This is a genomic window from Mesorhizobium sp. M0663 (genome assembly GCF_040320585.1).
Lineage (GTDB): Bacteria > Pseudomonadota > Alphaproteobacteria > Rhizobiales > Rhizobiaceae > Mesorhizobium.
The window spans coordinates 83,420-105,762 of the sequence record NZ_JAMYPX010000017.1 but is presented as its reverse complement, the minus strand read 5'-3'; the positions used below and the strand labels follow the sequence as shown (position 1 = coordinate 105,762).

Here is a 22,343-nt window from a genome sequence, read left to right as displayed (position 1 = left end):
ATGGCCGAGACCTACTCCTTCTTTCGTCGGGTCAGCCCGGATTGCCATACCTTGCGGCCGGTTAGGCGAGCATGAGGATTTGTGTGGCACGTATGTCCACCACGGGCCCATGTCCAGCCCCACCGCCTCTGCCATCAGATCGGCTTGGGCACGGGTTCAGGTCGCCTGTCCCCCTGCATCGCGGCGAGCAGCGGGGAGCAAGGGGGGCGGAGGGGTCTCCCCGGTCTGCACGGAGCGAAGCGGGCAGACGGAGGAATCCGCCAGCGGCGGCGCGACAATGAAGCTGCGAGCGTTGCGTCAATCAAGATGAGAATGCTGGCGGGTTGGAACGCAGGGAGGGCGTAGCCCGACTGGAGTTTCAACCCGCCAGCGCCGCGGCCTTTTCGGGCTTCAGCGCGCGAGTGGATTTTCTGCATTTAGCTGCAGCGAAGGTCCCGGTGGTGCGGTGGAAGCGCACCCGGGGCATCTTGGACTTATTATCCAGGACTGCTGCATTGCCGCAGCAATGGTCACAACCTGCTAGGGTCCGGACCCATAAAGGGTTCCACTGACGGTGGTTTTATGATTCACGGTCTCCAAAGGGAGGCCACCGATGAATCGCGATTATTTCTGGCTGACCGAGGAGCAGTTTTCGCGGCTGCAGGCGCTGCTGCCAACCGACACGCGCGGCAAGCGCTGGCGGTCCTCCGGCTGAGGTCCTGATCGACTCTTCGGCCGTGAAGGCGCATCGCTGCGCTTCTGCCGGCAAAGGGGGGAGCAAAATCAGGCGATTGGCCGGTCGCGCGGTGGGCGAACCACGAAGATCCACGCCCTGACCGATGGCCTGTGCCGCCCGATCGCTTTCCTCTTGACCGGTGGCCAGGTCGCCGATTGCAGCGCCGGAGATTTGCTTCTGGAGCAGATGCCCGAGAGCCCGATCCTGCACGCCGACAAGGGCTATGACACCAATGCCATTCGCCACAAGGTCGAGGCTAAAGGGGCGATGCCGAACATTCCGTCGAAAGCCAACCGGCGCTGGAAGAACTGCTTCTCCCCGTTCCTCTACCGTGATCGCAACGCCATGAGCGCATGTTTGGACGGCTCAAGGATTTCCGCCGCATTGCCACCAGATACGATCGATCGGTCACTAACTTCCTCGCTGCCGTCTGCCTCGCCGCTACGGTCGGTTACTGGCTGTGACAGTTGTCCTCGACAAACAGAAGCGAACTTGCGCCCTGAAGCAGGGTGATCGCTTCAGAAACGGTGCGAAGGAGTATGTCACTCGCCGGCTCGATGTCGTGGATGAGGCCGGCGGCCTCACCAATCATGATCGCGGCTATCGTGGGATCGCCGCTTGCCCACGCTTCGCGGTAGGCAGCGGACTGCGCGTCAATGTCGGCGAGGAGATGGGCCTCATTGCCGTGCCAGGCTTCCGTAAAAGCATTCTTCCGAACGCGCAGTGAAAACCGCGATGGCCAATCCAGGCGGCGCGCTAGGTCCATCACCGAGGTTCGAACCGTGTCGTCTCCGGTCGCCGCAAGGGCAGCCTGGTGCAGATTTGGATGAACGAGAGCCTCCAACGAGGCCCAGAAACGTGATCCCATCACGACGCCATCAGCGCCAAGCATCAGCGCCGCTGCAAGCCCACGACCATCGGCGATGCCACCGGCCGCGCAGATGAGCGTGTCCGGCGCCCGTCGCCGTACCAAGTTCGCGACCTCCGGAACAAATGTGAATGTCGCTCGCTTCTCACCGTGACCGCCGGCTTCCGCGCCTTGGGCGACGACGATGTCGGCTCCGACATCAAGAGCGCGGCGCGCGTCGTCGAGGCTCTGGACCTGGCAGATCAAGGGGACCCCGGCGGCCCGTATCGCCGGCGAAAAAGGCGCCGGGTCGCCAAAGGATAGGAAAATCGCACTTGGTCGCCGCTCCAGGGCCTTATCGAGTAGGCGCGGGTTCCTGGCGAGTGACCATGTTATGAAGCCGCAGCCGACAGGTCGGTTGCCAGATCGCTCGAACTCTCGCGTCAGCCAATCAGCGTCGCCATAGCCGCCGCCGATAAGCCCAAGCCCTCCGGCTGAACTGACCGCACCTGCGAGTTCCCCGCCCGATGCGAATGCCATCGGCGCGCTGATGATCGGATGCTGCAGTTCAAGCCGATCAGTGAGACGGGTTACGATGCGCATCATCACTCCAACAGATTGCCTTGAGTATCGCAGGTTCGGTTGATTCTATCGAGCCCCGCTCAGCGCCCCGCGATTAACGGCAACCAGAGCCCCCAGTCGACCGACGGTTATGAGTCCGGACCTTAGTACTACAGTTGCGAATGCCGATGCCGTTTGTAGTGACAGATGGTGGCCGCAGCCTGATGTCGTCGTCGCCATAGCGACCAGGCGATGATGAAGGGCTTTTGTGTCGGTGGGAAGATGAGGATCCGGGCGAGGAGATAGCGGATCTCGGGGACGCTCGGGACGAGCGCAGCCATCCGGATCAGGCGGCGATTGGCTCCTTTGGACTCGTTTCGTTCGGTTTGCTCCATGCGCTGCGGCGAAGATCAGCCGATAGCTTCGAGAGGAATGCCAGGGCGGCCATGCACAGGCTCATGTGGCGATGCCATCCGTGCCAGGACCGAGCCTCGCAATGATCAAGTCCGAGATCATCCTTGGCGCGCTCAAAGCACTCCTCGATCGCCCAGCGCAGGCCGGCCACTGCCGCCAATTCGGCCAAGGAGGAACCGGGCGGGGCGAAGACCAGGTAGTAGGCTTTTTCTCCGGATGTCGATCGCTTGCGGCGGACGAGAAGCCAATGCTCGAAGCCGCCTTTTGACGTCCAAGGGCGGCGGATGCGTGCCCAGTCGTAGAGCCGAGGGCCTTTGGCGCCTTCACCTGCCGCATGACAGGCCCAGTCGTCGGGCTCGAACTCGCTGGCCAGTTCCTCGGGCGAGGTTTCCTCAAACAGACGATCCCCTCCCCGGCGCATGAAGTGAGCGCCTCGAACCGCCAAGACATAGGGCTGCTCGCGAGCTTCCAGCATCCGGCGAAGGCTGCTGTCCGCCCCGTAGACAGCGTCGCCCAGAACGTAAGCGCACGGGACGCCGGCATCGAGCGCCGCCTCGACCATGGCGCGCGCCATCTTTGGCTTGGTCGCAAACTCGACCATCTCCGGGATCGACGCTCTGGCACATCGCGCCCGATCCCTTGTCCAGCTCTCCGGCAGATAAAGGCGACGATCGACCAGCGCTTGGCCGTAGCGGCTCGCGTAAGCCAAGAACACGCCGACCTGGCTGTTCTCGATCCGCCCCGCCGTTCCCGAGTACTGACGCGCGACACCGGCGGAACGATCGCCCTTCTTCACAAATCCCGTCTCGTCGACGATCAGGACACCATCCTCATGGACCATCGGCCGGCAGAGAAGCGGACCAAGCATTTCGTGGATACCCTCTCACTGCACAACGCCCGGGACTTGCTTGCACATGGTGGCTATCAAGCGCCGCCGCGAGCTGATCTACCTCCAGCGGTCCTGAAGATAACTTGCAGACGATCACAGGTTCAGCCTTGGCAAGCTGACGATCGAGGGTTCGCCACGCTGCTGAGATGCTCGCTCTAGGCCGCCGGTCGCGCGGCTGATTACCAATGCCTTTTCCTGGCCCGTGAGGTTTGGACGCTATCACTCGCCAGGCGGAAGCTGGACCGCTCGGCGCCGGTTCCTTCGACAGCGATCCCCGACTTGACCAATGACCGGCATGCGTCGAGAACCGACCAAGGCACTTCATCCACCGCTGCCGCAATATCAACGAAGCTCGCCAGCTCGTCACTGAGTCGACCTTCGACAGCACGTTCGAGTGATGAATTGGGCCGCAGGATCCAGGCATCGTTGGCCCAATGGATGACGTTGTCCCAGACGATGAAGTGTGCCCCGCATCCAGTGTCTCGCCACACAGAAGGGAAAAGGGTCAACCCGCCCTCGCGTTGATAAAGGCGCCAGGCCGGCCCGGCACGACGGTCGAGGTTAACCGTCAGTATGTCTCCGCATCCATCGGGGCATCTCATGACAAGGGACCGCGGAGCTCCGCGCTCCACAAGTGAAACGTCTCCCGGGTTATCCACCTGCTCGATGGCTTCGGACTGACGTTCAACCCTGCCCTTGAACTGTACCGCGTGCGTTTTCTTGAGCACCCAACCGAACTCCCGACCTACCAAAGCGAAGGATTTGTCACGCGATCCAGAAGGTCCACCGCGCACTTGTAAGCAATGGCCGCATCCGGGCTTTTGCCTTTGGCATAATAGAGCAGCCCGACGCAGATCGCGATTGTATACTCGCGCCTCAGATCGAACGAATGGGACTGACCTTCCTCGAGGATGGTCGTACGCAACGCCACGATCGCGTTGAGCCGATACTGGGCCTTTTTGCCTTGCAGGAGATGTTTAAGCGACATAGCGAAGAGATCTCTGGAGTAAAAATCTTCGAGCACTTGTTCGGGCAGCGGTTGATCAGCCTGCAACTCCGCGTCGAACGCAAGCCCGATTTCCAACCGGGCGACGTCGTGGGACAAAGGACGTCGAGCTGCCCGCGTGAAGTCGATCAGAACCGCTTCCGCATCGCCGCCGCAGACGAACACGTTGCGCAAATTGAGGTCGTCGTGAGCTCGACACACCGGATGCTCCTCAGCCTGCAGTCCAGCGAGACGAACAAAAAAGCTTCGTGGAAGCGCCAGCGTAGCTGTCCTTGGTCAATTTGTCGTAGGTGCGCTCAAGGCCTTTTAGATATGCGTCATGCCGTGCCGCAGGTAGAAACTCCTGCAGAAGGTCTAGTCTCTTTCTTTCGGGGTCTTTTCGCCAACGACCCAACACAGTTCGATAGATCGCCTGGATGACCTCTTTCACATCGCGGTTGATCACAACCTTGTCCAGGCGGACGGCATTCTCGACGAAGCGGGAGACCGCAAGCTGGTGCTCAGATCCCACAACGCAACGATCCAGGCACAAAGGGGCGCATCCGCGATATGGCACGCGGTCAGCGACCACGTCCCTGTACGTGTTAATGTGTTCTTCCATCACCGCCGCGGGGCCTGACTTGACGATGAAAGGTGTGTGCTGCTCCAGGCCTTCCGTCTCGACCTTCCAGACGGACGAAGAAGATTTGCCACCATTCTCCTCGGAAATAAGGATGCCCGAGTAGTCGTGAAACGCGCGACGGAACAGAAGCTTCAGTTCGGGTAGCAGAGGCGTCGGCAGCTCATTCCCATTTTTGTCGCGGATCGCCAGGCTGCTGTTCAGGGAAGGGCCGCACCGGCATCGTGCGCAGGTCTCGGCAATGTTATCCCAGTCAGAGTCTGGAAGCACTGCGAGCTGCCGCAGCACGACACCAGTATGCTCTTGCCACTGCGCCAACACGCCTGCGCCTGAACGCGCCACCGCCTGTCCAATCGCTTCCTCGCCCCGTTTCGTAACGACAATGACGAGTATGCCGCGCTGTGCGGACGAAGCGGCGAGGCGTCGAAGACGCTTGACCAAATCCAATCGGCCCTCGTCCGACGGAAGGGCACCGGCCAGCACGATCAACGCCCGGGCGCCTCCGTCATCAAGATCAGAAAGCGACACGAGCGGCTTCACGGCAAGTTGGCGGGCGGAGAAAGGCGTCGGGTTCACGGTACCTCCGTCAACCAAAACGGTCGTGCGCTCTTCAGCTTTCATGTTGGCGCCAAATCATGGGCCAACTGTCTCCTTTGGCCAGGGCATTGTCCTGAGCACATACAACGCAGGTCGGATCTGACCTTGAACTGACAGGCCGCACCGATCCTTCAATGGGCCGCCCAATAAGATGCCGCGCCTCCCCAGGGAACCCGGTCACTGCCGAAAGGAACATCGAGACGGCCATGGAAGAGGTTGCTGCGTTAAGGGAGATCACGGCCGGCTGCGGCTCGAAATGGCCGACGAAATACGGATCGGAGCGTGAATCGGCGAGAAGATCGCGTCTCACTGCGGCGGGATCGAGAAGGGAATGGCAGTTAAGGCAGGCCAGCGACTCGGCAAGCATTTGGACCCTAGTCGACATCGCGGCGACGACACCCTCCCGGGCGTCGATGCGCACTCCAACGTCGATCATTGGCAAACGATACTGATAGGCGATCTGATTGAGGACGGCGCGGCTGCCGTGCGAATCCGTGCAACACATGACAAAATCGCCGTCGAGCAACGTCCTGGCCACGGGCTCGTCAATAACGGATTCCGGTAAGGTCATAACCTCAATGTCGCGTTTCGCGCGTTGCGACGCTTCGGAGGCCACTGCGACCTTTGGTCGGTCAACGTCCTTCTGCTCGGCCCCCATCAATCGGTTGAGGTTGGTTCGCTCGACCTGTTCAGGATCAATCAAGTGCAGCCGACCAACGCCCAGCCGGGCGAGTTCCTCGACGACCACTGAACCGGTGCCGCCTACGCCGACGACCGCCACGGTGAGATCGTTGAGGATTCGCTGCCCTGCGGCGCCGAATGCTCGCACATTGCGGTCGAACACTTCCGGCAATGGGGCCGGATCTTCCGCGTCAGTCTCAGTTGGGTAAGATCGAACACTGCGCCCGATTTCCTGAATCCGATCGATGGTGAATGTGGTCTCGCCTTTGATATCGAAGAGGCGGCCACGAAATCCCGTCGGCCCGGCGATCAGGAATCCATGCGGCCCTTGCGGGCACCGAAAATGCAGCACCGGAGCCAAGAGTTGCTGCGCTGCGTCGTCGACCGATGAGAACGCCAGTCTGCGTTGCACAGGATGCGAATGCGCAAGAATTACGCCCGCTCGCTCCAGACGCGCGCGTTTGCGCACGCGCGACAGGAACATGGGAGTCAATGAGACTTCTATCGGGCTGCGGGCGATATAGTCGTCCGGAGCCGGGCGAATGATCTCTCTAACGATCAACCTCATCCCGCCTTCGAAACGACCACCGCCAACGATCAACGCAGCAGCAGATTCAAGGGGGGCAGGCGCGATAAGGTCATCTCGAAGAGCCGTCCATTCTCCACCCCGGAACATCAGACGGTTCATCGCGCCTCGCCCAGCCGCCGCCGGATCACATTCAAATAGGTAAGCAGATTGTCGCTGTTGGGCTTCCAGGTAGACGAATGCCAGGAAAACCACAGCCACTCCGAGGGAACTCCCGGGGTGGCCTGTTGCCCTGTGTTTTGTGGGGTTCCACCGTGTTCGAGGGCGAGCGCCGGCTCGGCCCAGAAGCAATCGGGCGCAGCCTGCGGATAGCCCGCAGGCACCACGAACTTTATGCCAACCTCGGCGCGGTTCCAGCCCTTTGGAAGTTGCACAGCCGGCATGCTGACCACTGCCGTACCTCCGGACTGGAGCTCAAGGGTCGCGTTAGGGTGCTTTTTGCTGATATCCTGGAAGTGACGTTCGAGGATCGACATTAGCCAAACGTCGCCGGAGGAACAGTGTAGAAGTGCATTCCGTTCTTGAGCGTAACAGCCTCATTGTCCCCAATCTGCCGATCGGCATCATGGCCGTGCCCCTCGAGGAACAACTGATATTGCTGGTCCTTGGCGGCGAGCTGCTTCAGCTCCGCACCGGTCATGCTTTCGCTTGTCGCTTCGATATGGACCCCATCAATATTGATGGAAAATTTCGGATGATCTTCTTTGGCCATTGTTCCCTCTGCAAAAGGAACCCGAAAGAGCAGCCTCGGCATTCAAAGAGAATCAGAGCCGCTGCCTCGCTTTTATCGTGAAAGGAGTGATCGCAGAAGGCGGAATCAAGATCCCCCACCGCCGACGAGCACCCCGCATCGACACCTGCTATGTAGGAACAGCGCCACATTTTTTCACCCTCATTTCGTTGAGAATGATGCTGCCACGGCATTCAAATCCGGTCCGGCATTCGCACGCCTGCGAGGCTTCCTTGCGCCCGGCCCTCTCGAGTTCAACAAGGGACCGCGATCGTATCACACGCGATGGGCGATCGTGCGTCTGCGGGCGGTCGCCTTAGTTATGTTTGACCAGCGTATTTGGTGCCGCTGCGGCCTTCACGAAACGCCAGGCCCGCTCCTTTCCCGTCCGATCGTCCATGAAATCCCCTCTGCACGCACGACGCCGGAAACCTCCTTGCCGATATGATGCTCAAGCACCGGCCGCCATGGCACCAGCGTGAACTCGCGCGATTTCTCGATGACAGCGTATTTTCCGCCGGCGAGCTCGACGGAGCGGCGGAGCGTGCCTTCTATTCGATCTCCACTCTGGGCTTCAGAATAGGGCAGACCGAGTTCGTTCGACAACTGGCCGGCCACGCGGTTCAACTCGCGTTGGCGCAGCATCGAAAGCATGTTCGCGCGATAGATGACCCGATCCTGCTCTTCCCGAGCAAGACCTTGCGCAATCAGCCACTGCCGTCGGCGGCCTTGCGCCTCTCGGACATCGCGGCCGAAACCAGAGCTGTGCAAGGCCTCCGGTGTGTCGGAAACCAGCTCTCGATCGAGCCAGGTGGCGCCGTCGAAGCTGACTTGGCTCTCCAGCAGCATTGATGAGAGCTTGTCGACGACAACCGGCTCGGCCCTCGCTCGCTGACGCTCGTAGCCCGCGACGCGGTCGAGATGGTCCGGCGCGATAGTCCATGTACCGTCCGGCTCGCGCTTGACACCACCGGTCGCCCGGCGGATCGCCTCCAGTCGCCGCACGTGCGTTTCGGCAAAGCGTTCGGTGGCCGACGGGTCATGCTTGAGATGGATATCGATGCTGTAGCGCCCGTCATGGGCCGTGGCGATCTCGGCAATTGTGCGGTCGACTTGCCTTGGCCCGGCGTCCCTCGGCGTGACCCGCACTATGCAGCCCTCTGGCGCCGGTTGGGTGGCCTCGCCTTTGCCGATATCGACATAGTGGCTTTTGCCGTCCACGCCGTCGACGACGAGGTAATGGCGGTCATTGATTTCGTCGGCCAGGCCGCGCGCAACGATGCGGCCGACGACAGGCTGCATCTGCTCTGCAGATCGATCATGGACAACATAGTCGGCGGCACTGCGGGCGAGCCCCTTGCCGGTCAGTTCGCGGTGCATGGTCTTGATGATGTCGCCCCGCTCGCCGATGCGGCGCAGCGTCGCTTCAAGCTCGCCATCAAGGCGCCAGCGGCCCGAGCCGACTTCCTCAGCCAGACCCATCCGCTCGAGCTTGCGCAGGCGGCCCTGGTGCAGCGTCTGGCGAAACGTGTCTCGGCTGGCCGATGAGACATGCCCCTCATGGTCGCGCATGCGGAGCAGCTGCCGATCGATGCTGGTGAAGCGTTCCCGCTCCATTTCCTGGCGCAGGCGTTGCTCGATCTCGCGGTCCGTTCTCGGGCCAAGGTCGAGGCTGACCAGCTCGGCCGCCCGTTCACGGATTCCAGACGAGATGTAGTCCCGCGCGATGACGAGGTTTTCGCCGCGGTCGTCCCTGCCGCGGACGATAATATGGGTATGCGGATGACCAGTGTTGAAATGATCGACGGCCACCCAGTCGAGCCTGGTGCCGAGGTCTTCTTCCATCTGCGCCATGAGACGCCGCGTGAGCGGCTTCAGGTCATCATACTCGATGCCGTCTTCAGGGGCGACGATGAAGCGGAACTGATGCCGGTCGCCATCGGCACGATCGATAAAGGCCTTGCCATCGACGCGGTCGCTGTCGGCGCTATAGAGCTCGCCATGCTCCCCTTCCCGGGTGACGCCGTCGCGCTGGAGGTAGCGAAGGTGTGCACGTGCCCCGTCAACACCCTTGCCGGCCAGCTTGACGATACGCGCCTTGACGACGGCGCGCCGCTGCCGAAACGCCGCGTGGCGGTCGCGCGCTCTGAGAACGGCGGCAGCAGCCCCGCCGCGCCCCGCCCGGCTTCCGATGAAGCGGCCACGGCGACCGCTGCCGCCGCCGGCTCGGTTGATCGCGGCGCGGATCTGGCCGGCGAAACGCTTGCCTGCCTTCGAGCCGCGCGATCCGATTTTGCCCAGGCTCGGCTTGAACTCTTCATCCTGCATTGAGCCTCCTAGTAATCTTAAGCAAAATCAGAGGTTTGTCGGCAGCAGCTCTCCTGACGCTGAAGGCAGCCTCCGTGAAAAACGATGTGCAGACAAAGACTTCGCCGCCTCCAGGAGGCGATGCTTTTATCTTGCCTTCCGCGGACCTGCATCCCTGCCCCGCCCGACCCACGGTACCCCCTGCCCTCACCTGCGATCCGGCCGGCCTGACCTTGCTCGCTCCGATCCGAGCGGCACCACAATTTGGCCATTCGGATCGGTCGCGGAAACACCGTTTCGCAGGAAAAACAGCGACTGCCCGGACGGGATTTCCGGCGCTTTTCCGGAACGGGATTTGCCGGTGAACGCGTCCATGTCGGCGGCCGAAATCCCCGCAGCCTTGAGCTCTTCCAGATACGAAACCGTCTCGCTGGGCAGCGGTCGCCCACGCTGCAAATGCTGTTCGTAGCGGTCCGGCCCAGCGTTATAGGCGGCAAACAGGCCGGGAAAGCCGAAGCGGTCATACATGGCGCGCAGATAGGCAGTGCCTGCCAGAATGTTGTCGCGAGGGTCGTGCGGATCGGCCCCCAGGCCAAGCTCTGCGCGCATCTCCTCGTAGGTGCCGGGCATCACCTGCATGAGGCCAATGGCGCCGGCGTGTGAGGCGATCGGCCGTCCGTCCAGCATTGTCTGCCCCCGGCTTTCGGCATCCATGACGGCATAAATCCAGGGCTGTGGAATGCTGAAACGCCGGCTTGCTTCGGCTACCAAGGGCTGCCATCTTGCCAGCTGCGGACCACGGGAGATGGCGGCCGGCTGAGCGTCGGTCGCGGCGGAACATGCGCATGGCGCTATCGCGACCATGCCCAGCATCAGGAGGGTTACTCGGTCCATAGCGGCACCAGCCTCCCGACAATATTTTCGGCCGGCACCGGCCCGAAATAGCGGCTGTCGAAGGAGCGGTTTCTATCGTTGCCGAGCAGGAAAACCTCGGCGGCGGCGAGCTTGCGGCAGGCATTCCACCAAGGCAGCGGACGGTGCTGCGTGTCGGTTGCCAGCCGGCGCGCGACAATTTCGCCGCCGATGATGATGGCGTCGCCGAAGGCGCAGACATGCTCGCCAGGCAGCGCGGCAAGGCGCTTGACCAGCGGCACGTTGCTGGGCAGATAGAAGCGTTCGGCGGCGAGATCGGCGACCGGTTTTGGCGGGCGGACGAGCACGAGGTCGCCCCGAGCCGGTGATCCGGACGCGACGCGATAAAGGCCGACCGGCGCACTGGCCGAGGCGTTCCAGACCAGCCAGGGCGATGGGTTGTCGAAAGCGGCGAAGCCGATCAGGCTGAGGCCTATACTGGCCACGGCGATCGTCTTGCGCGCCCGAATGCGTTGCAGATGGCTGCCGATCAAACGGATAGTGGGACGCCGGCTCATGAGCGGCCTCCCTCACCGGCCGAGCCGGAATCGTGCCCGCCATCCTCGGGCCTGGTCTCCTGCGCGCGCCCCTTCGACCAGTCGTCGAGCTCGTCGATGTGATACCGAACATAGCGGCCGTGCTTGCGGAATTGCGGGCCACCGCCTTTGAGCCGCATCTTCTCCAGCGTGCGCTGGGACAGCCCGATATAGAAGGCGGCCTGCGCGGTGTTGAGAAACGGACTGCCCTTCTTCGCGCGGGCCGCGCGTTCGTTTTCGTCGTCCATGATGGTCCTCGTTTCGTTACGGACAAGCGAAGGCGAGGATCGGCGAGCGAGATCGTTTCGGGGACGGGCGAAGAGTGGGGGGCGAGTTTTCGCCGCCCCCTCCCGAAAGAGCCCCGCGCCGGTTGCGGCGCGGGGCTCGAGGCTGGCGGTTCAGTCGACCGGGTTCCAGATGATGGCGTATGTGTCGTCGTCATCCTGGCCGGCGGCGCGGCCGAGATTGGCGTAGAGCTTGCGCGGACCGAACTCCGGGGCGGCAATCGACAGGCTCACATAGTCCTTGCCGGAGGTCTCGCCGGTGCGGATCCAGCCGGCCCCTACTTCGACCCCTTGCGTCAGCACCCGAAAGTCGGGATGGGTGTCGGCGCTCTTTGCCTGATTGGGCACGATGTCGATGTCGGCGCGGACGCTGAGCGTCTTGAGCTGGCCCTTGTAGCCGCCGTTTTCCTGTTTGGTGACGTATCCGATCGCGGTCATTTTTAGTCTCCTTTTGGTGCTCGTAGGGGACCATTCCCCTGCGATGGCGGACCGTGATGGGCGCGTCCGGACCGCCGGAACCGGGACGGCCGCAGCGATAGCGGAGGACCCGAGCGGGCAGCTTTTTTGAAGTGAAGCGGCGCGAGGAAGCCGCCGCAGGCGGCGGGGAAAAAAGCTGCTGGCGAGGGTTTCGGGCGGGCCGGATCCGCCCATAGGTCGTCAAGCCAGCCGCAGGGGAATGGTCCCTGAGACACATGGAGACAGGTGGCGCGATCGGCGGCACAACGAGCAGGCGGCATTACAGGGCGCCGGCTGCGCGGGCTCTGTCGGCAACCCGATCGGACAATTGGACCCATGCGCCTGGCGCCTCGGCAAGCAACCCGGCGTGGTGCAGGGCTGCCGAAACGGGGGCGAATTGGCGTCGGGATTTCTCGCGCGCGGCACTGACTCGACAAGACGAGCAATCGGCAGCCGGCGCGGCCCGGAGCGGCGCGCGCGACCTGAGCTGCGGCACTCGAGAGAACCGCCGCTCGGGCCCTGATCGACTATTCGCGCGCGAACAGCGGCTGCACTTGTGCCCACTGATCGGCGGTGCGGAAACCGCCGCGACTGGTGTAGCTTTCGGCGGGGAATTTCATCCAGCGCGGCAGCCAGGTCTCGACCCTGAGGCGGCCATTCTCGCCCGCCAGGAAGTCGCGGATGATCTTCTTTTGCGTCTTGACCTTCTCGGCGACATTGCCGTCCGCGACCAGCTTGCCGCCGACCTCGGCCAGCATCGAATTGGCGATTTCCTTGTCGCGCAAGAGGTCGAAGAAGGCATCGTCCGGTTGCCACCATGTGCCCATATCGACGTTCAGATGGTTGCCGAGCGCCTCGATGACGGTGCTGCCGGCTGCAGACGTCTCGGCCATGACAAGGGTGAGAACGCGCATGACATCGTCGTCGCACAGCGCCAAGAGGCGCGCGAACACGCCGGCGATAGCAAAGGCGTCGCCATTGCCGCCGGCGACCACGCCATCCTCAGCCGGTGATCCGAGCAGGGCCAACACTTCGCGCCGCTTTTTGCCGAATGCAGCCTCAGCCTTGCAGCCGGCAAGGCTGGCAGTCACCGTCTCGTTGGCTGCGCGCTGTGGCTCACGGCGCACCTGCCACAAGCCGGAACCGGTGATGGCGTGCGCCACCACGAGGCGCAGCGCCACGGCGGGATGGTCGAGCATGGCCGCACGCACGGCGGCATGGCGATGCAGATCGACATAGTTCTGCATCGGGCCGGTGAGTTCGGGGCGCGGCGGCTTGGCGGCTGTTTCTTCTTGCTCACCGCCCTCGCGGGCGCGGCGGACTTGCTTGTGTGACAGCCAGCCCTCGTGACACTCGACCTCGCCGCGATACGTGACCGCGATGAAGACCTTGCCGCCCTTCTTCTTCGGGGTCTTCTCGTGGTCCCATGGGTGGAAATACCGGCCCGGTTCCAGCAGCACCACCTCGCCCCAGCCGTCGTTGAGATAGGTGGCGCGTCTGGCGGCAATCGCTTCGTTCTGCTTTTGCCAGAACAGGTCGGCATCGGCGAAATAGCTGTCCTCGCCGAACAGGTCCGAGGTGATCAGGCCGGGATATTCGTCGATGGCAAACAGCGCCACCTTGGTGGGAATCGACTGGCCGCCGAACAGCCATTGCTTCAATTGAAAGCCACGCGGCGCGTATTGATCGGGATCGGCACAGAGTGCCAGCCAGTCCTTCTGCTGCGCCTTGGACGCCATGGTGAGATGGCGCACCGTCTCGGCGTCGATCTCCTCGCGCCGATAGGCTTCGCGGATTTTGGGCAAGAGGTAGCCAAGCGCCAGAATGCGTTTGACCTTCAGGTCAGTGATGCCGAAGGTCGCAGCGATGTCCGGAACGGTGCGGCCTTGCCTGACGAGCCGCGAAAACGTCTCCCATTGCGATACTTCGTCAGGATCGAGGCGGGCGAGGTTTTCGATCAGCGAGGCTTCCAGCGCATCGGCGTCGTCACCGTCCTCCATGATGGCGCAGGGCAAGGGATCGCCTTCGCCGCGCTCGTCGGCAAGCGATTTGGCGGCGAAATAGCGCCGCCTGCCGGCGACGATCTCGAAGGTTTCCGGCTGGCCATTGGGCCGCACAAGGAGAGGCACCAGCACGCCGCGCGCACGCACGGAGGGCAGGATGTCGGATATGTCGGGCGCGCGTTTTCCATGGCGCATGTTGAGCGCGGAAATGTTGAGTTGATCCAAGGGGATGTGGGCAAGCTGCATGACTACTCTCCTTCGCTTTGGTTAAGGTTGCCCCCGCCGCAGAGGCCGAAGGCCGGCGCGGCGGGACCGGTTTTTGCGCCTATCGGCGCTGCTGTTCCGCCGTGTCGGACGGAAGCTCGGAATGGGGCTTTGAAAGGGCGTCTGCTGCCTGCCGCAGAAGTCGCTCGGCCTCGGTGATGTGGCGGCAAATACGGGCGGCTTCGGCATAGACGGAGAGCGGAAAGCGCGCCTGGAAATGCAGGTCGCGCTCTATGCCGAGGCCAAGCGGACCTTTTACGGATGCAAGCTCGGCCAGACTGACGCTGCCGAGTTCGGGGAAGCCGAAGCCGAGATCGCAAAGGCCGAACAGCGTGTCGCCATCGGCGTCGAGTTCGCTCAGAAGCCACGTCGCGGCACCTGTCGGATTAAACAGTTTCACAACGGGAAAATGGTCGATGTCGGCGTCGGCGGCGCTATTGGCGAGCAGTCGTGCGCGCAGTGGATCGGTGATCAGGATCATGGAAAGACTCCTTGTCAGAACAGGTCGAGTTGATTTCTGCTGGCTTCATCGAAGAGGCCGATATCGAGCGGCTTTTGCGCCGCGCGCGGACACATCGGCGCGTCCATGAGGAGGGTGAGCCGATCGCGCGTGGTGATCGGCCGGACACCGGGAATGAGCATCTGCTCGCCTTGCGGCGTCGGCTCGCTCGCGGTCAGTTGAGGATCGCGCATCGTCATGCCGCAATCCCTTCCTGCGCCTCGCCTTCGGCATCGGCCTGAAGGCCAAACAGGAGATCGGCGGCCTTGGAGGCAAGACTGGCGGCACGGAAGATCGCGCGGTTGTCCTCGCGCAGCACCTTTAGCCATGAGCCGATGTAGTCGGCATGACGCACGGTCGGCTCGATACCGAGCTCGCTGCAGACGAAGGCGGCAGTGATTTCGGCGACCAATTCTTCACGCGCGTAAGCCTTGGAGCCGAACGAGCCGGAGAGGTCGCGAGCAAGCCGCGTCCGGTGGCCGGTCCAGTGGCCAAGCTCGTGAAAGCAGGTCCGGTAATAGTCGATCTGGTGATGGAACGCCGGCTGCGGCGGCACCTGAATGTGGTCGCTGCCCGGCATGTAGAAAGCGCGATCGCCGCCGACCCTGAAATCCGCACCGCTGGCGCGAATGAGCGTCTCGGCCTGCGGCACGATCTCGCACTGAGGCAGCGGCTCGGCGGCGGCATAGAGGTCTTCCGGAAGATTATCACACTGCGCGACATTGAAGACGGTGAAGCGCTTCAAAAAAGGCACGGCCTGTGGTTCATCGCCCTCCTGGCGTGCGCGCTCCTTCTCGTCCTTGGGGACAAAGCGGTCGGCATGCACGATGGTCGTGCCGCGCTCGCCCTTCCTGACATTGCCGCCAAGGACGAGCGCCTGCCGGAAGGTGAGCCAGTTCTGGCTGGGATAGCTGCGCTCGATGACCGCGCCCCACAGGATGAGGATATTGATTCCGGAATAGGTGCGCCCAGAGGATGCATTCCTCGGCAGGCCAAGGCCTGCCTTTGCGGTGCCCCATGGCTTGACCCATGGCACGGTGCCGCGCTCCAGCTCGGCAATGATACGGTCGGTGATCTCCTGATAAAGGCTGGCGCCGGGGCGCCCGCCCTTACCTGCGCCAGCCTCTGTGCTGGCACAACGCTTGCTGTTTGCATGCATCGTCTCATCCTCAGCTCGCCAATCGCCGCGCCTTTCCCCGGAAGCGGGGTGGGCGGCGAGTCGCGACCGGAAAGGCCCGCCGTGGTAGGCGGACCGCATCCGAAGGACCGGAACGAAGAGGAGGACCCTGAGCGGCACGCGAAGGGTTGCGGGCTGCCGCGGCGGGCCTAGAAGGGAGTGCCGCCCACCCCGCGCCACCGGGAAAGGCCAACAGACAAACCGCGCCGCCCGCAAGGGCGGCGGCCGTCTCAGCCCGAAGGGCTGCCCGCGCCAAGGGGCGAAGCCGAATGGCCGAGACCGCCTGAGCTTGCCGAAGAAAAGCGGGCTCGGTTCACGAGCACCTGGTGCGCGTCGTCAGGCGCGCGGGCGCCCGCCCGGACGGCAGGCTGGACAGATTTTTCGCACGGATCATCGTCAAGCGCCGCAATTACGTCGAGAAACTCGACGACATCGCCGCCGTGCGCGCGGCTTCCTCCGAACACAACCAGCGCTCGCCTTTCAACAGGTTGAGGCGCGTGTCCCAGTAATATTCCTGGATCATAATAGACGCGCTCGCCCGTTTTGTAGCTTATATTGGCTTCGATGTTGCAGCCGACAGCGGCAGGGTCAATTCGAGGCAAGAAAGCCAGCCAGGAGTTGTCTTGATAGCGACGGTTGCCCACGCCCCGTCCCTCCGAAGAGAGAATGCGACGTTTGCAGCCTGGAGTCTACAAGTCGGGTCTAATTCACCGGTCCTGTTCCGAACCATTGAATGAACGGCATCCTTACCCGTGATATCCTTCACCGTCTTTAACAGCGCTTCATGGGTGCGTTGGAGAGCCAGGTAATGGTTGCTGGTAGGTGATAGAAGCGGCTGGACGATGCTCTTGTGCAGCCGTTCCGCCTCCGCCAGAAAGCGCTCGATTTCAGCCTGTGAAAGCTGCTTGGAAAGTTTGGTCCTAGCCATTGCGATCTCCGTTGAGGAATCGCCCCACCTAGGATTATCATCCTATATCGGCATGACATGGTAAAGACCCACCCGCAGCGGAATGGCAGCTTGCCGAAGAAAAGCGCGCTCGGTTCACGGCACCGGCGCGAGCCGTTAGGCGCGCGGGCGCCCGCTAGGACCGCAGGCTGGACAGAATCTCGCACGGATCAGCGTCAAGCGCCGCAGTTAAGTCGAGAAACTCGATGACGTCGAGACGCCGCTCTCCACCCTCGTACTTGGCCACGAAGGATTGGGGACGATCAAGCTTCTCGGCCACCTGCGCCTGAGTCAGGCCTTTGGCCTTGCGCAGGGAAACCAGCTGGGCCAGAAACCGCTGGTGGCGGGGCGATCGAAGAGACTTGGGCATGTAGGCGAACCGGTCGGGTAAAGACCGGATCAGCGACTAATCCCGGTTTCGGATTATCCCATTTTGGGATATGCTGCGGGCGCTCAACAGGCGAGGTTCGCACGCATGAATCGATCAATGGGAACAGATGAGACTCGAAGCTCAACTCTGTGTGACGAAGTCCCCTGGTCGGAGAACCTCACGAGCTACGACAGGGAGCATTTCACGATCTACCTGCGGATCCTGGATGCCTGCGCCGACAACGCCAGCGAAGAGGAGATGGCCGATCTCATTCTCGGCATCGACCCGTCCCTTGAACCGGTCCGCGCCCGCAAGGCTCTTCGCAGCCATATCGACCGGGCGAACTGGATGGTGACGACTGGCTACAAGGAACTGTTCGCCGGCTGACGCACAGCACGGATAGTCATGCTCTTCAAATAAGGAAGTTCAGATACCCGCCATTCATGAGCGCACGGCCGCGAGAGACGGCGCGGCGGGAGCGGTCACAACTGGTTCGCGTGCTGTTTGACTGCCATTTCTAGTGCTTGGCTCAGAGGCACAGCCTTGGAGAACAGGAAGCCTTGAGCGGTTCGGCAGCCAAGCTTGTGCAGGGTTTGCCGATCCGCCTCTGTTTCGACGCCCTCGGCCATGACCTCGATCCCGAGCATGTTACCGAGATCGATGACCGATTTGACAAGCAGTCGGTCCTCTCGGGACCTGGCCAAGCCGCGAATGAAGCCCTGGTCTATTTTCACCTTGCGTATCCGACTGTCCTTGAGCGATGCCAACGTGGAAAAGCCGGTGCCGAAGTCATCGAGCGCGATGGAAATGCCGGCATGTGAAAGCCGTCCGAGCTTTTCATCCACTCTGTCCGGGTCCACCGGGGATTCTTCGGTAATCTCGATTTCGAACATCGTTGCAGGGAGGCCTTTTGCCGCCAGACCATCCAAAACCATGTCGTCGATATCGCCGGCTTCCAGTTCGCGCGGCGAAACATTCATCGCCACACGGAGATCACGACAGTCAGCTTTCACCAAACCGTCGATAAAAGCACAACAGTCGGCGAATACGGTTTGCGTCAGCAGCTGAAGCATTCCGGTTTCGCGTGCAGCTGTGATGATTTCGGGTGGAGAGATGGCACCATGAGTCGGATGGGACCACCTCAGCAAGGCTTCAAAACCGACCACGGCCTCGGTGTCGAGTTTCACGATCGGCTGGAACCAAGGTTGCAAGCTTCTCGTCTTTATCGCCGAATGAAGGTCCCGTTCGACAGACTGGCGGCGTTGCAGTTCCCTGTCGAGTTCGGCATCGAACAGGCAAAATTCGTTCCTGCCACGACGCTTGGCCGTATAAAGGGCGATATCCGCCCGCAACAACATTTCCGTCAGGCCCGGCGTCTGCGCCAAGTATATTCCTATCGATGCCCCGACACGGACGGACGCGACCTCGATATAGGGTCGGGCAATTTTGGCTATGATATTGGAGGCGAGATCACTGGCAGAAAGCGAAACCCTCGTTGAGGGAAAAAACAGCACGAATTCATCGCCGCCGATACGAGCGAGCGTTGAGCCTTCCGGTGCTTCCTCCTCTATGCGGCGGGCGATCCTCACAAGCAGTTCATCACCGGTCCTGTGACCGTAGGTATCGTTGACGGATTTGAACCCGTCCAGATCAATCAGCATTGCCACGAAGGGGCTATCCGCGGTCTCGAACCGTCCGATAGCGTGTTCGAGGCCACGCCTGTTGAGAAGGGCCGTCAGGTGGTCCTGCCTGGAACTGGCCTTCATCTCCGCCGCAAGCCGCTCGGCCTCATGCCTCAGGCGGCTCGCTTCGCGGAACCGTGCTTGCCCAACAAACGAAGCTCGAACCAAGCCGCCCATGAAGAGCAGAACGGTAAAAGCCAGAATGTAGTCTTCAAAATTGCCTTTCGCCAAAAGGCATCCCACCGCGATGAGGAGCGGAGGTGTTATGAAGTTGATCGCCGCCGCGGCATACGAACTGCCGTATGTAACCGCACCAGCTGAAATGCCCGCCAGAATGACCAGATGCAGCGGTGCTTGAGGTGTCGTGTATCCAACAGTCAGGACGGCCAGGAAGGACCAGGCAAACCCTGCCAGAAGGGCAAGGATGCCAAACCAGCGAAGCCGCGGCAAAACCCCCACTAAACCGTCATGGCGCCCCGTTTCCTTTAGCTGATAACGCGCGAGTGCAACGCGGGCGGCATTTATCGCATTGACGACCAGGAACCAGATTGCAGCGACAAAGCCGCTGCCAGAAAGGGCGTGCACCGTCAAAATCAGGCCTGACACGATAGCGCTTATCGGCATCGACACGAAGAGGCCGGTCCTCAGGTCAGCAAGCTGATCCTGACGGATTTTGGCCTCCAGCGTGTCTTCATTCTTCGGGGCCATGGACGGACCGGCTTGCTCCCATCGTTGTTCGCGACGACAAGCTTACGCAAGCCCACTGAAGGACGGGTTAACTATCCAGCCGGGGTAACCAGTGCGCTCACCATGGCTCCGGGTCGCACGTCTGCTGTTAGGATTGCCGGCTGACCATAGAGATCTTGACCGTGCTATGCCTTGATCCGAACCATCCCAGGATCGGCAACGTCACCATGGAAGCAGCCTTACGAACGGCATCAAACGCGCCCGGCGAGACAAAAGGAAGCCGGGCCGAGATAGCGTTCCAGAGCGGCAGCGCTGCCTGCGATTCACCGCCTGAGCATGGCCGAAATGCCATGGCGGATAAAGGGAAGATATTGGGCAAAGCGAAGCCCCGCATGTCTTGCAAGCCGTGCCGCCGGGTGCTCGCCTGAGTAGAGAGCGACAAGTACATTCGTAGCATGATAGAGCGGTGCCGCCGACAGACGCAGCCGGCTTTCGTATCTGCCGAGCATGTCGGGATCAGCAATGTCGCGGCGCTCGCGACATGCCGCCAGGATTCCATCGGCGAGTTGCTTCTGGCCACTGAGGCCGATGTTGAAGCCATGCGCGGTCACCGGGTGCATGCCGAGGGCAGCATCGCCGATCAGTGCCGCACTCGGAGCCCAGAACTTGTGCGCCCAGGTCGTGACCAGCGGATAGGCATGGCGGGTGCTTGCCAAGGTCATCTCTCCGAGGCGTCCTCGACACCGGCTCGTCAATTCCATGAGGAACAAATCGTCGTCGAGAGCAAGCAGTCTGTCGGCCTCGCTTGAGCGCAAAGTGAGAAGCAGCGACGACACGCCTTCCATGAGCGGCAACATCGCTATCGTCTGATGGTGATCGAACCATTCGACCGCGATCTGGTGATGGGCGCGCTCGTGCCTCACCCGGCAAATCAGCATGGAGTTGCCAAGCCGATTGATCGCGGCGCCAATGCCGAGGAGGTCGCGCGTCGCGGACAAACGCGAATCCGCTGCAACGAGCAGCCGAGCGGCCAATTGCCTGCCATCACAGAGCGTTATGACTGCTTCTTTGTGGCTGGTTCTTGCATTGACGACCGAGCGGCCGCACAGCAGCTGGGCATGATCCTGGAAGTGGACAAGCTTGAACAGGGCGTCGCGGATCCGACAATTTGGGACCAGAATTCCGAGTGGTTCCCCAGATCCGCTGGGAGAATCGAAGCACAGGGCGAAAGGGCTCGATCCGTTGAGCACGCGCGCGCCTTGTAGCGGTGATTTGTCCGAAGCGGGGATGATATCCCAGGCGCCGAGCTCTCGAAGAATTCCAACCGATGCGTGGGTCAGCGCGATCTCGCGACCGTCGAAAGCCGGATTCGCCAGGGTTTCGAGCGACTGCCGTTCAACCACTGCCACCTTGAGTCGGCTCTGGGCAAGCGACGCGGCGAAGGAAAGTCCGACCGGCCCGGCTCCGACGACAATGATGTCGAATGTATCGACAGAGCCGGCCATCAGCGTGCCGCCATTGCCTCGGCTATCTGCGATACGAAGGGCTCTGGAACGCATCGCAATCGATCCACGGTTTGCGGCCATCTCCCCCAGCGTCTCACGCGACCTGTCCGTTAGACATGCGTTTGCCTTTGAAAGATTGGTCGATGAAACCATGCCAATGAAGAGATAACCCTGATGTGGATCAACCAGGCTCAACAAAGGCGGCAAGGCGGGTTCACGGTCGACTGCTCGATCGCCACGCCATGGTCTGGTCAGGACATCATGGGTGCCACGGCTAGTCTATGATCTTGATTTTTCAGCATTTTTTCTTAACATCAAATCGTTAGACCCTGCCGAGGGCACACGAATTTACGACAGAATACGACCCTTTTCGCCACCTTTCGATCCCTCAGTGCACACGGAGCGCACACGAAATTGGCCACCTATACGAAACTCTCGTCCGGCTCCTGGCGTGTCCAAATCCGTCGCAAGGGTCGATACGTCAGCGAGACCTTCCTGCGTCGGGACGATGCACGGCGGTGGGCAACCGATGCCGAGCGCCAAATCGATCGTGGTGAGGCACCGAGCAAGTCCCGTGTAGCGCGACTAAAAACTTTCTGCCAACTCATCGACCTTCATATCGACGACATGTGCGATGTAGGCAAGTCCCCTCTCCGCTCCAAGGCTGCAGCCCTCGATATGCTGCGAAGGCATCTTGGGAAGTGCAGCATCGCGGCCCTCGATCGAGAACGGCTCATTCGCTTTGGTCGTGATCGAGCCGCCCAAGGTGCCGGACCGATGACTCTCGGTATCGACATCGGCTTTGTAAAGCTCATTCTGGCTCATGCCGCTGCGGTGCACGGTCTGCCAGTCAAGGTCGAACCGGTTGATCTCGCGCGTATTGCCCTAAAGAGGCTTGGTCTCGTTGGGAAAGGTCATCAGCGCGACAGGCGGCCAACCCAAGATGAACTCGACAGGCTTATCGCTTACTTCGATGCAAACCCTCGTCAGATCGCACCGGTTAGCCAGATCATACGTTTCGCAGTCGCAACTGCGATGAGTCAAGAGGAGATCTGTAAGGCGCGGTAGTC

23 protein-coding genes and 2 pseudogenes are annotated in these 22,343 nt (G+C 61.7%); 4 read left to right on the top strand and 21 right to left on the bottom strand.

Translation table 11 applies throughout. The features are described 5' to 3' along the window. Positions 1 to 668 precede the first annotated feature (668 nt). Positions 669 to 1,179 (top strand): annotated as a pseudogene (locus tag NKI54_RS24650) (IS5 family transposase); the annotation flags it as partial. Here NKI54_RS24650 and NKI54_RS24645 read toward each other — a convergent pair. The 17 genes and pseudogenes from NKI54_RS24645 to NKI54_RS24565 form a co-directional block, all read right to left on the bottom strand. Beyond that, positions 1,167 to 2,165 (bottom strand): NAD(P)H-dependent flavin oxidoreductase, encoded by a 999-nt coding sequence (locus NKI54_RS24645; RefSeq protein ID WP_352643492.1) that lies wholly within the window; start codon positions 2,163 to 2,165, stop codon positions 1,167 to 1,169. The pseudogene NKI54_RS24650 and the gene NKI54_RS24645 overlap by 13 nt on opposite strands. A 304-nt stretch (positions 2,166 to 2,469) precedes the next feature. After that, positions 2,470 to 3,369 (bottom strand): annotated as a pseudogene (locus NKI54_RS24640) (IS701 family transposase); the annotation flags it as partial. 236 nt (positions 3,370 to 3,605) lie between these two features. Beyond that, a complete protein-coding gene (locus NKI54_RS24635; RefSeq protein ID WP_352692590.1) occupies positions 3,606 to 4,154 on the bottom strand; it encodes a ubiquitination-like system serine protease family protein in 549 nt (182 codons plus the stop codon). A gap of 17 nt (positions 4,155 to 4,171) precedes the next feature. Beyond that, positions 4,172 to 4,633, bottom strand: a complete 462-nt coding sequence (locus NKI54_RS24630) for a hypothetical protein (RefSeq protein ID WP_352692589.1) — start codon at positions 4,631 to 4,633, stop codon at positions 4,172 to 4,174. A gap of 10 nt (positions 4,634 to 4,643) precedes the next feature. Next, positions 4,644 to 5,672, bottom strand: a complete 1,029-nt coding sequence (locus NKI54_RS24625) for a hypothetical protein (protein ID WP_352692588.1) — start codon at positions 5,670 to 5,672, stop codon at positions 4,644 to 4,646. Next, the gene (locus NKI54_RS24620) at positions 5,662 to 7,017 is read right to left on the bottom strand and encodes a HesA/MoeB/ThiF family protein (protein WP_352692587.1); all 1,356 of its coding nucleotides are present in this window, start codon (positions 7,015 to 7,017) and stop codon (positions 5,662 to 5,664) included. The genes NKI54_RS24625 and NKI54_RS24620 overlap by 11 nt, the downstream gene beginning before the upstream one ends. Beyond that, the gene (locus NKI54_RS24615) at positions 7,014 to 7,391 is read right to left on the bottom strand and encodes an E2/UBC family protein (protein WP_352692586.1); all 378 of its coding nucleotides are present in this window, start codon (positions 7,389 to 7,391) and stop codon (positions 7,014 to 7,016) included. Before NKI54_RS24615 ends, NKI54_RS24620 begins: the two co-directional genes overlap by 4 nt. Beyond that, complete coding sequence (locus tag NKI54_RS24610; protein WP_023800975.1) at positions 7,391 to 7,627, bottom strand: multiubiquitin domain-containing protein; 237 nt, start codon at positions 7,625 to 7,627, stop codon at positions 7,391 to 7,393. Before NKI54_RS24610 ends, NKI54_RS24615 begins: the two co-directional genes overlap by 1 nt. A 375-nt stretch (positions 7,628 to 8,002) precedes the next feature. Next, positions 8,003 to 9,973, bottom strand: coding sequence for a relaxase/mobilization nuclease RlxS (rlxS, locus tag NKI54_RS24605; RefSeq protein WP_352692585.1), 1,971 nt, complete (start codon positions 9,971 to 9,973; stop codon positions 8,003 to 8,005). A 186-nt stretch (positions 9,974 to 10,159) separates the two neighbouring features. After that, complete coding sequence (locus NKI54_RS24600; protein WP_502898246.1) at positions 10,160 to 10,816, bottom strand: lytic transglycosylase domain-containing protein; 657 nt, start codon at positions 10,814 to 10,816, stop codon at positions 10,160 to 10,162. A gap of 17 nt (positions 10,817 to 10,833) precedes the next feature. After that, complete coding sequence (lepB, locus tag NKI54_RS24595; RefSeq protein ID WP_352624432.1) at positions 10,834 to 11,382, bottom strand: signal peptidase I; 549 nt, start codon at positions 11,380 to 11,382, stop codon at positions 10,834 to 10,836. After that, positions 11,379 to 11,648: a helix-turn-helix transcriptional regulator gene (locus tag NKI54_RS24590; RefSeq protein WP_023800971.1), complete on the bottom strand. Its 270-nt coding sequence runs from the start codon at positions 11,646 to 11,648 to the stop codon at positions 11,379 to 11,381. Before NKI54_RS24590 ends, lepB begins: the two co-directional genes overlap by 4 nt. A 150-nt stretch (positions 11,649 to 11,798) precedes the next feature. Next, the gene (locus NKI54_RS24585; RefSeq protein ID WP_023672372.1) at positions 11,799 to 12,122 is read right to left on the bottom strand and encodes a DUF736 domain-containing protein; all 324 of its coding nucleotides are present in this window, start codon (positions 12,120 to 12,122) and stop codon (positions 11,799 to 11,801) included. Between the two features lie 545 nt (positions 12,123 to 12,667). After that, entirely contained in the window at positions 12,668 to 14,389 is a 1,722-nt protein-coding gene (locus tag NKI54_RS24580) for a ParB/RepB/Spo0J family partition protein (protein ID WP_352692584.1), read from the bottom strand. 79 nt (positions 14,390 to 14,468) lie between these two features. Further along, positions 14,469 to 14,888 carry a DUF2958 domain-containing protein gene (locus NKI54_RS24575; protein ID WP_352692583.1) on the bottom strand — a complete coding sequence of 140 codons (420 nt, stop codon included), beginning with the start codon at positions 14,886 to 14,888 and terminating at the stop codon, positions 14,469 to 14,471. Positions 14,889 to 14,902: 14 nt separating this feature from the next. After that, a complete protein-coding gene (locus tag NKI54_RS24570; RefSeq protein ID WP_352549568.1) occupies positions 14,903 to 15,106 on the bottom strand; it encodes a hypothetical protein in 204 nt (67 codons plus the stop codon). Continuing rightward, positions 15,103 to 16,065, bottom strand: coding sequence for an ArdC family protein (locus tag NKI54_RS24565; protein ID WP_352692582.1), 963 nt, complete (start codon positions 16,063 to 16,065; stop codon positions 15,103 to 15,105). The genes NKI54_RS24570 and NKI54_RS24565 overlap by 4 nt, the downstream gene beginning before the upstream one ends. Before the next feature lie 344 nt (positions 16,066 to 16,409). On the opposite strand from NKI54_RS24565, the gene NKI54_RS24560 reads away from it, so the two are divergent. After that, positions 16,410 to 16,592: a hypothetical protein gene (locus NKI54_RS24560; RefSeq protein ID WP_352692580.1), complete on the top strand. Its 183-nt coding sequence runs from the start codon at positions 16,410 to 16,412 to the stop codon at positions 16,590 to 16,592. Positions 16,593 to 16,633: 41 nt separating this feature from the next. On the opposite strand, the gene NKI54_RS24555 is transcribed toward NKI54_RS24560, so the two are convergent. Continuing rightward, complete coding sequence (locus NKI54_RS24555; protein ID WP_352692579.1) at positions 16,634 to 17,011, bottom strand: hypothetical protein; 378 nt, start codon at positions 17,009 to 17,011, stop codon at positions 16,634 to 16,636. A gap of 154 nt (positions 17,012 to 17,165) precedes the next feature. Beyond that, the gene (locus NKI54_RS24550) at positions 17,166 to 17,399 is read right to left on the bottom strand and encodes a helix-turn-helix domain-containing protein (protein WP_023679646.1); all 234 of its coding nucleotides are present in this window, start codon (positions 17,397 to 17,399) and stop codon (positions 17,166 to 17,168) included. Positions 17,400 to 17,516: 117 nt separating this feature from the next. Here NKI54_RS24550 and NKI54_RS24545 point away from each other — a divergent pair, with 117 nt between their 5' ends. Beyond that, a complete protein-coding gene (locus NKI54_RS24545) occupies positions 17,517 to 17,786 on the top strand; it encodes a DNA -binding domain-containing protein (RefSeq protein WP_352692578.1) in 270 nt (89 codons plus the stop codon). A gap of 95 nt (positions 17,787 to 17,881) precedes the next feature. On the opposite strand, the gene NKI54_RS24540 is transcribed toward NKI54_RS24545, so the two are convergent. Together NKI54_RS24540 and ubiM are read right to left on the bottom strand one after the other, a co-directional pair. Then, the gene (locus NKI54_RS24540) at positions 17,882 to 19,789 is read right to left on the bottom strand and encodes a putative bifunctional diguanylate cyclase/phosphodiesterase (RefSeq protein ID WP_352692577.1); all 1,908 of its coding nucleotides are present in this window, start codon (positions 19,787 to 19,789) and stop codon (positions 17,882 to 17,884) included. A gap of 302 nt (positions 19,790 to 20,091) precedes the next feature. Further along, positions 20,092 to 21,273: a 5-demethoxyubiquinol-8 5-hydroxylase UbiM gene (gene ubiM, locus NKI54_RS24535; RefSeq protein WP_352692604.1), complete on the bottom strand. Its 1,182-nt coding sequence runs from the start codon at positions 21,271 to 21,273 to the stop codon at positions 20,092 to 20,094. A 414-nt stretch (positions 21,274 to 21,687) separates the two neighbouring features. Between ubiM and NKI54_RS24530 the strand changes: the two genes are divergently transcribed. Continuing rightward, on the top strand, positions 21,688 to 22,341 hold the full coding sequence (locus NKI54_RS24530; RefSeq protein WP_352692576.1) for a site-specific integrase: 654 nt from the start codon (positions 21,688 to 21,690) through the stop codon (positions 22,339 to 22,341). Positions 22,342 to 22,343: the final 2 nt, after the last annotated feature.

Excerpts from the sequence above, each read along its gene's own strand:
- NKI54_RS24550 (WP_023679646.1), bottom strand. The coding sequence starts at position 17,399 with ATGCCCAAGTCTCTTCGATCGCCCCGCCACCAGCGGTTTCTGGCCCAG.
- NKI54_RS24540 (WP_352692577.1), bottom strand. The coding sequence starts at position 19,789 with ATGGCCCCGAAGAATGAAGACACGCTGGAGGCCAAAATCCGTCAGGAT.
- NKI54_RS24620 (WP_352692587.1), bottom strand. The coding sequence starts at position 7,017 with ATGAACCGTCTGATGTTCCGGGGTGGAGAATGGACGGCTCTTCGAGAT.
- rlxS (WP_352692585.1), bottom strand. The coding sequence starts at position 9,973 with ATGCAGGATGAAGAGTTCAAGCCGAGCCTGGGCAAAATCGGATCGCGC.
- NKI54_RS24585 (WP_023672372.1), bottom strand. The coding sequence starts at position 12,122 with ATGACCGCGATCGGATACGTCACCAAACAGGAAAACGGCGGCTACAAG.
- NKI54_RS24600 (WP_502898246.1), bottom strand. The coding sequence starts at position 10,816 with ATGGTCGCGATAGCGCCATGCGCATGTTCCGCCGCGACCGACGCTCAG.
- NKI54_RS24625 (WP_352692588.1), bottom strand. The coding sequence starts at position 5,672 with ATGAAAGCTGAAGAGCGCACGACCGTTTTGGTTGACGGAGGTACCGTG.
- NKI54_RS24565 (WP_352692582.1), bottom strand. The coding sequence starts at position 16,065 with ATGCATGCAAACAGCAAGCGTTGTGCCAGCACAGAGGCTGGCGCAGGT.
- NKI54_RS24555 (WP_352692579.1), bottom strand. The coding sequence starts at position 17,011 with ATGGCTAGGACCAAACTTTCCAAGCAGCTTTCACAGGCTGAAATCGAG.
- NKI54_RS24570 (WP_352549568.1), bottom strand. The coding sequence starts at position 15,106 with ATGACGATGCGCGATCCTCAACTGACCGCGAGCGAGCCGACGCCGCAA.
- NKI54_RS24610 (WP_023800975.1), bottom strand. The coding sequence starts at position 7,627 with ATGGCCAAAGAAGATCATCCGAAATTTTCCATCAATATTGATGGGGTC.
- NKI54_RS24615 (WP_352692586.1), bottom strand. The coding sequence starts at position 7,391 with ATGTCGATCCTCGAACGTCACTTCCAGGATATCAGCAAAAAGCACCCT.
- ubiM (WP_352692604.1), bottom strand. The coding sequence starts at position 21,273 with ATGGCCGGCTCTGTCGATACATTCGACATCATTGTCGTCGGAGCCGGG.
- NKI54_RS24580 (WP_352692584.1), bottom strand. The coding sequence starts at position 14,389 with ATGCAGCTTGCCCACATCCCCTTGGATCAACTCAACATTTCCGCGCTC.
- NKI54_RS24590 (WP_023800971.1), bottom strand. The coding sequence starts at position 11,648 with ATGGACGACGAAAACGAACGCGCGGCCCGCGCGAAGAAGGGCAGTCCG.
- NKI54_RS24545 (WP_352692578.1), top strand. The coding sequence starts at position 17,517 with ATGGGAACAGATGAGACTCGAAGCTCAACTCTGTGTGACGAAGTCCCC.
- NKI54_RS24645 (WP_352643492.1), bottom strand. The coding sequence starts at position 2,165 with ATGCGCATCGTAACCCGTCTCACTGATCGGCTTGAACTGCAGCATCCG.
- lepB (WP_352624432.1), bottom strand. The coding sequence starts at position 11,382 with ATGAGCCGGCGTCCCACTATCCGTTTGATCGGCAGCCATCTGCAACGC.
- NKI54_RS24575 (WP_352692583.1), bottom strand. The coding sequence starts at position 14,888 with ATGATCCTGATCACCGATCCACTGCGCGCACGACTGCTCGCCAATAGC.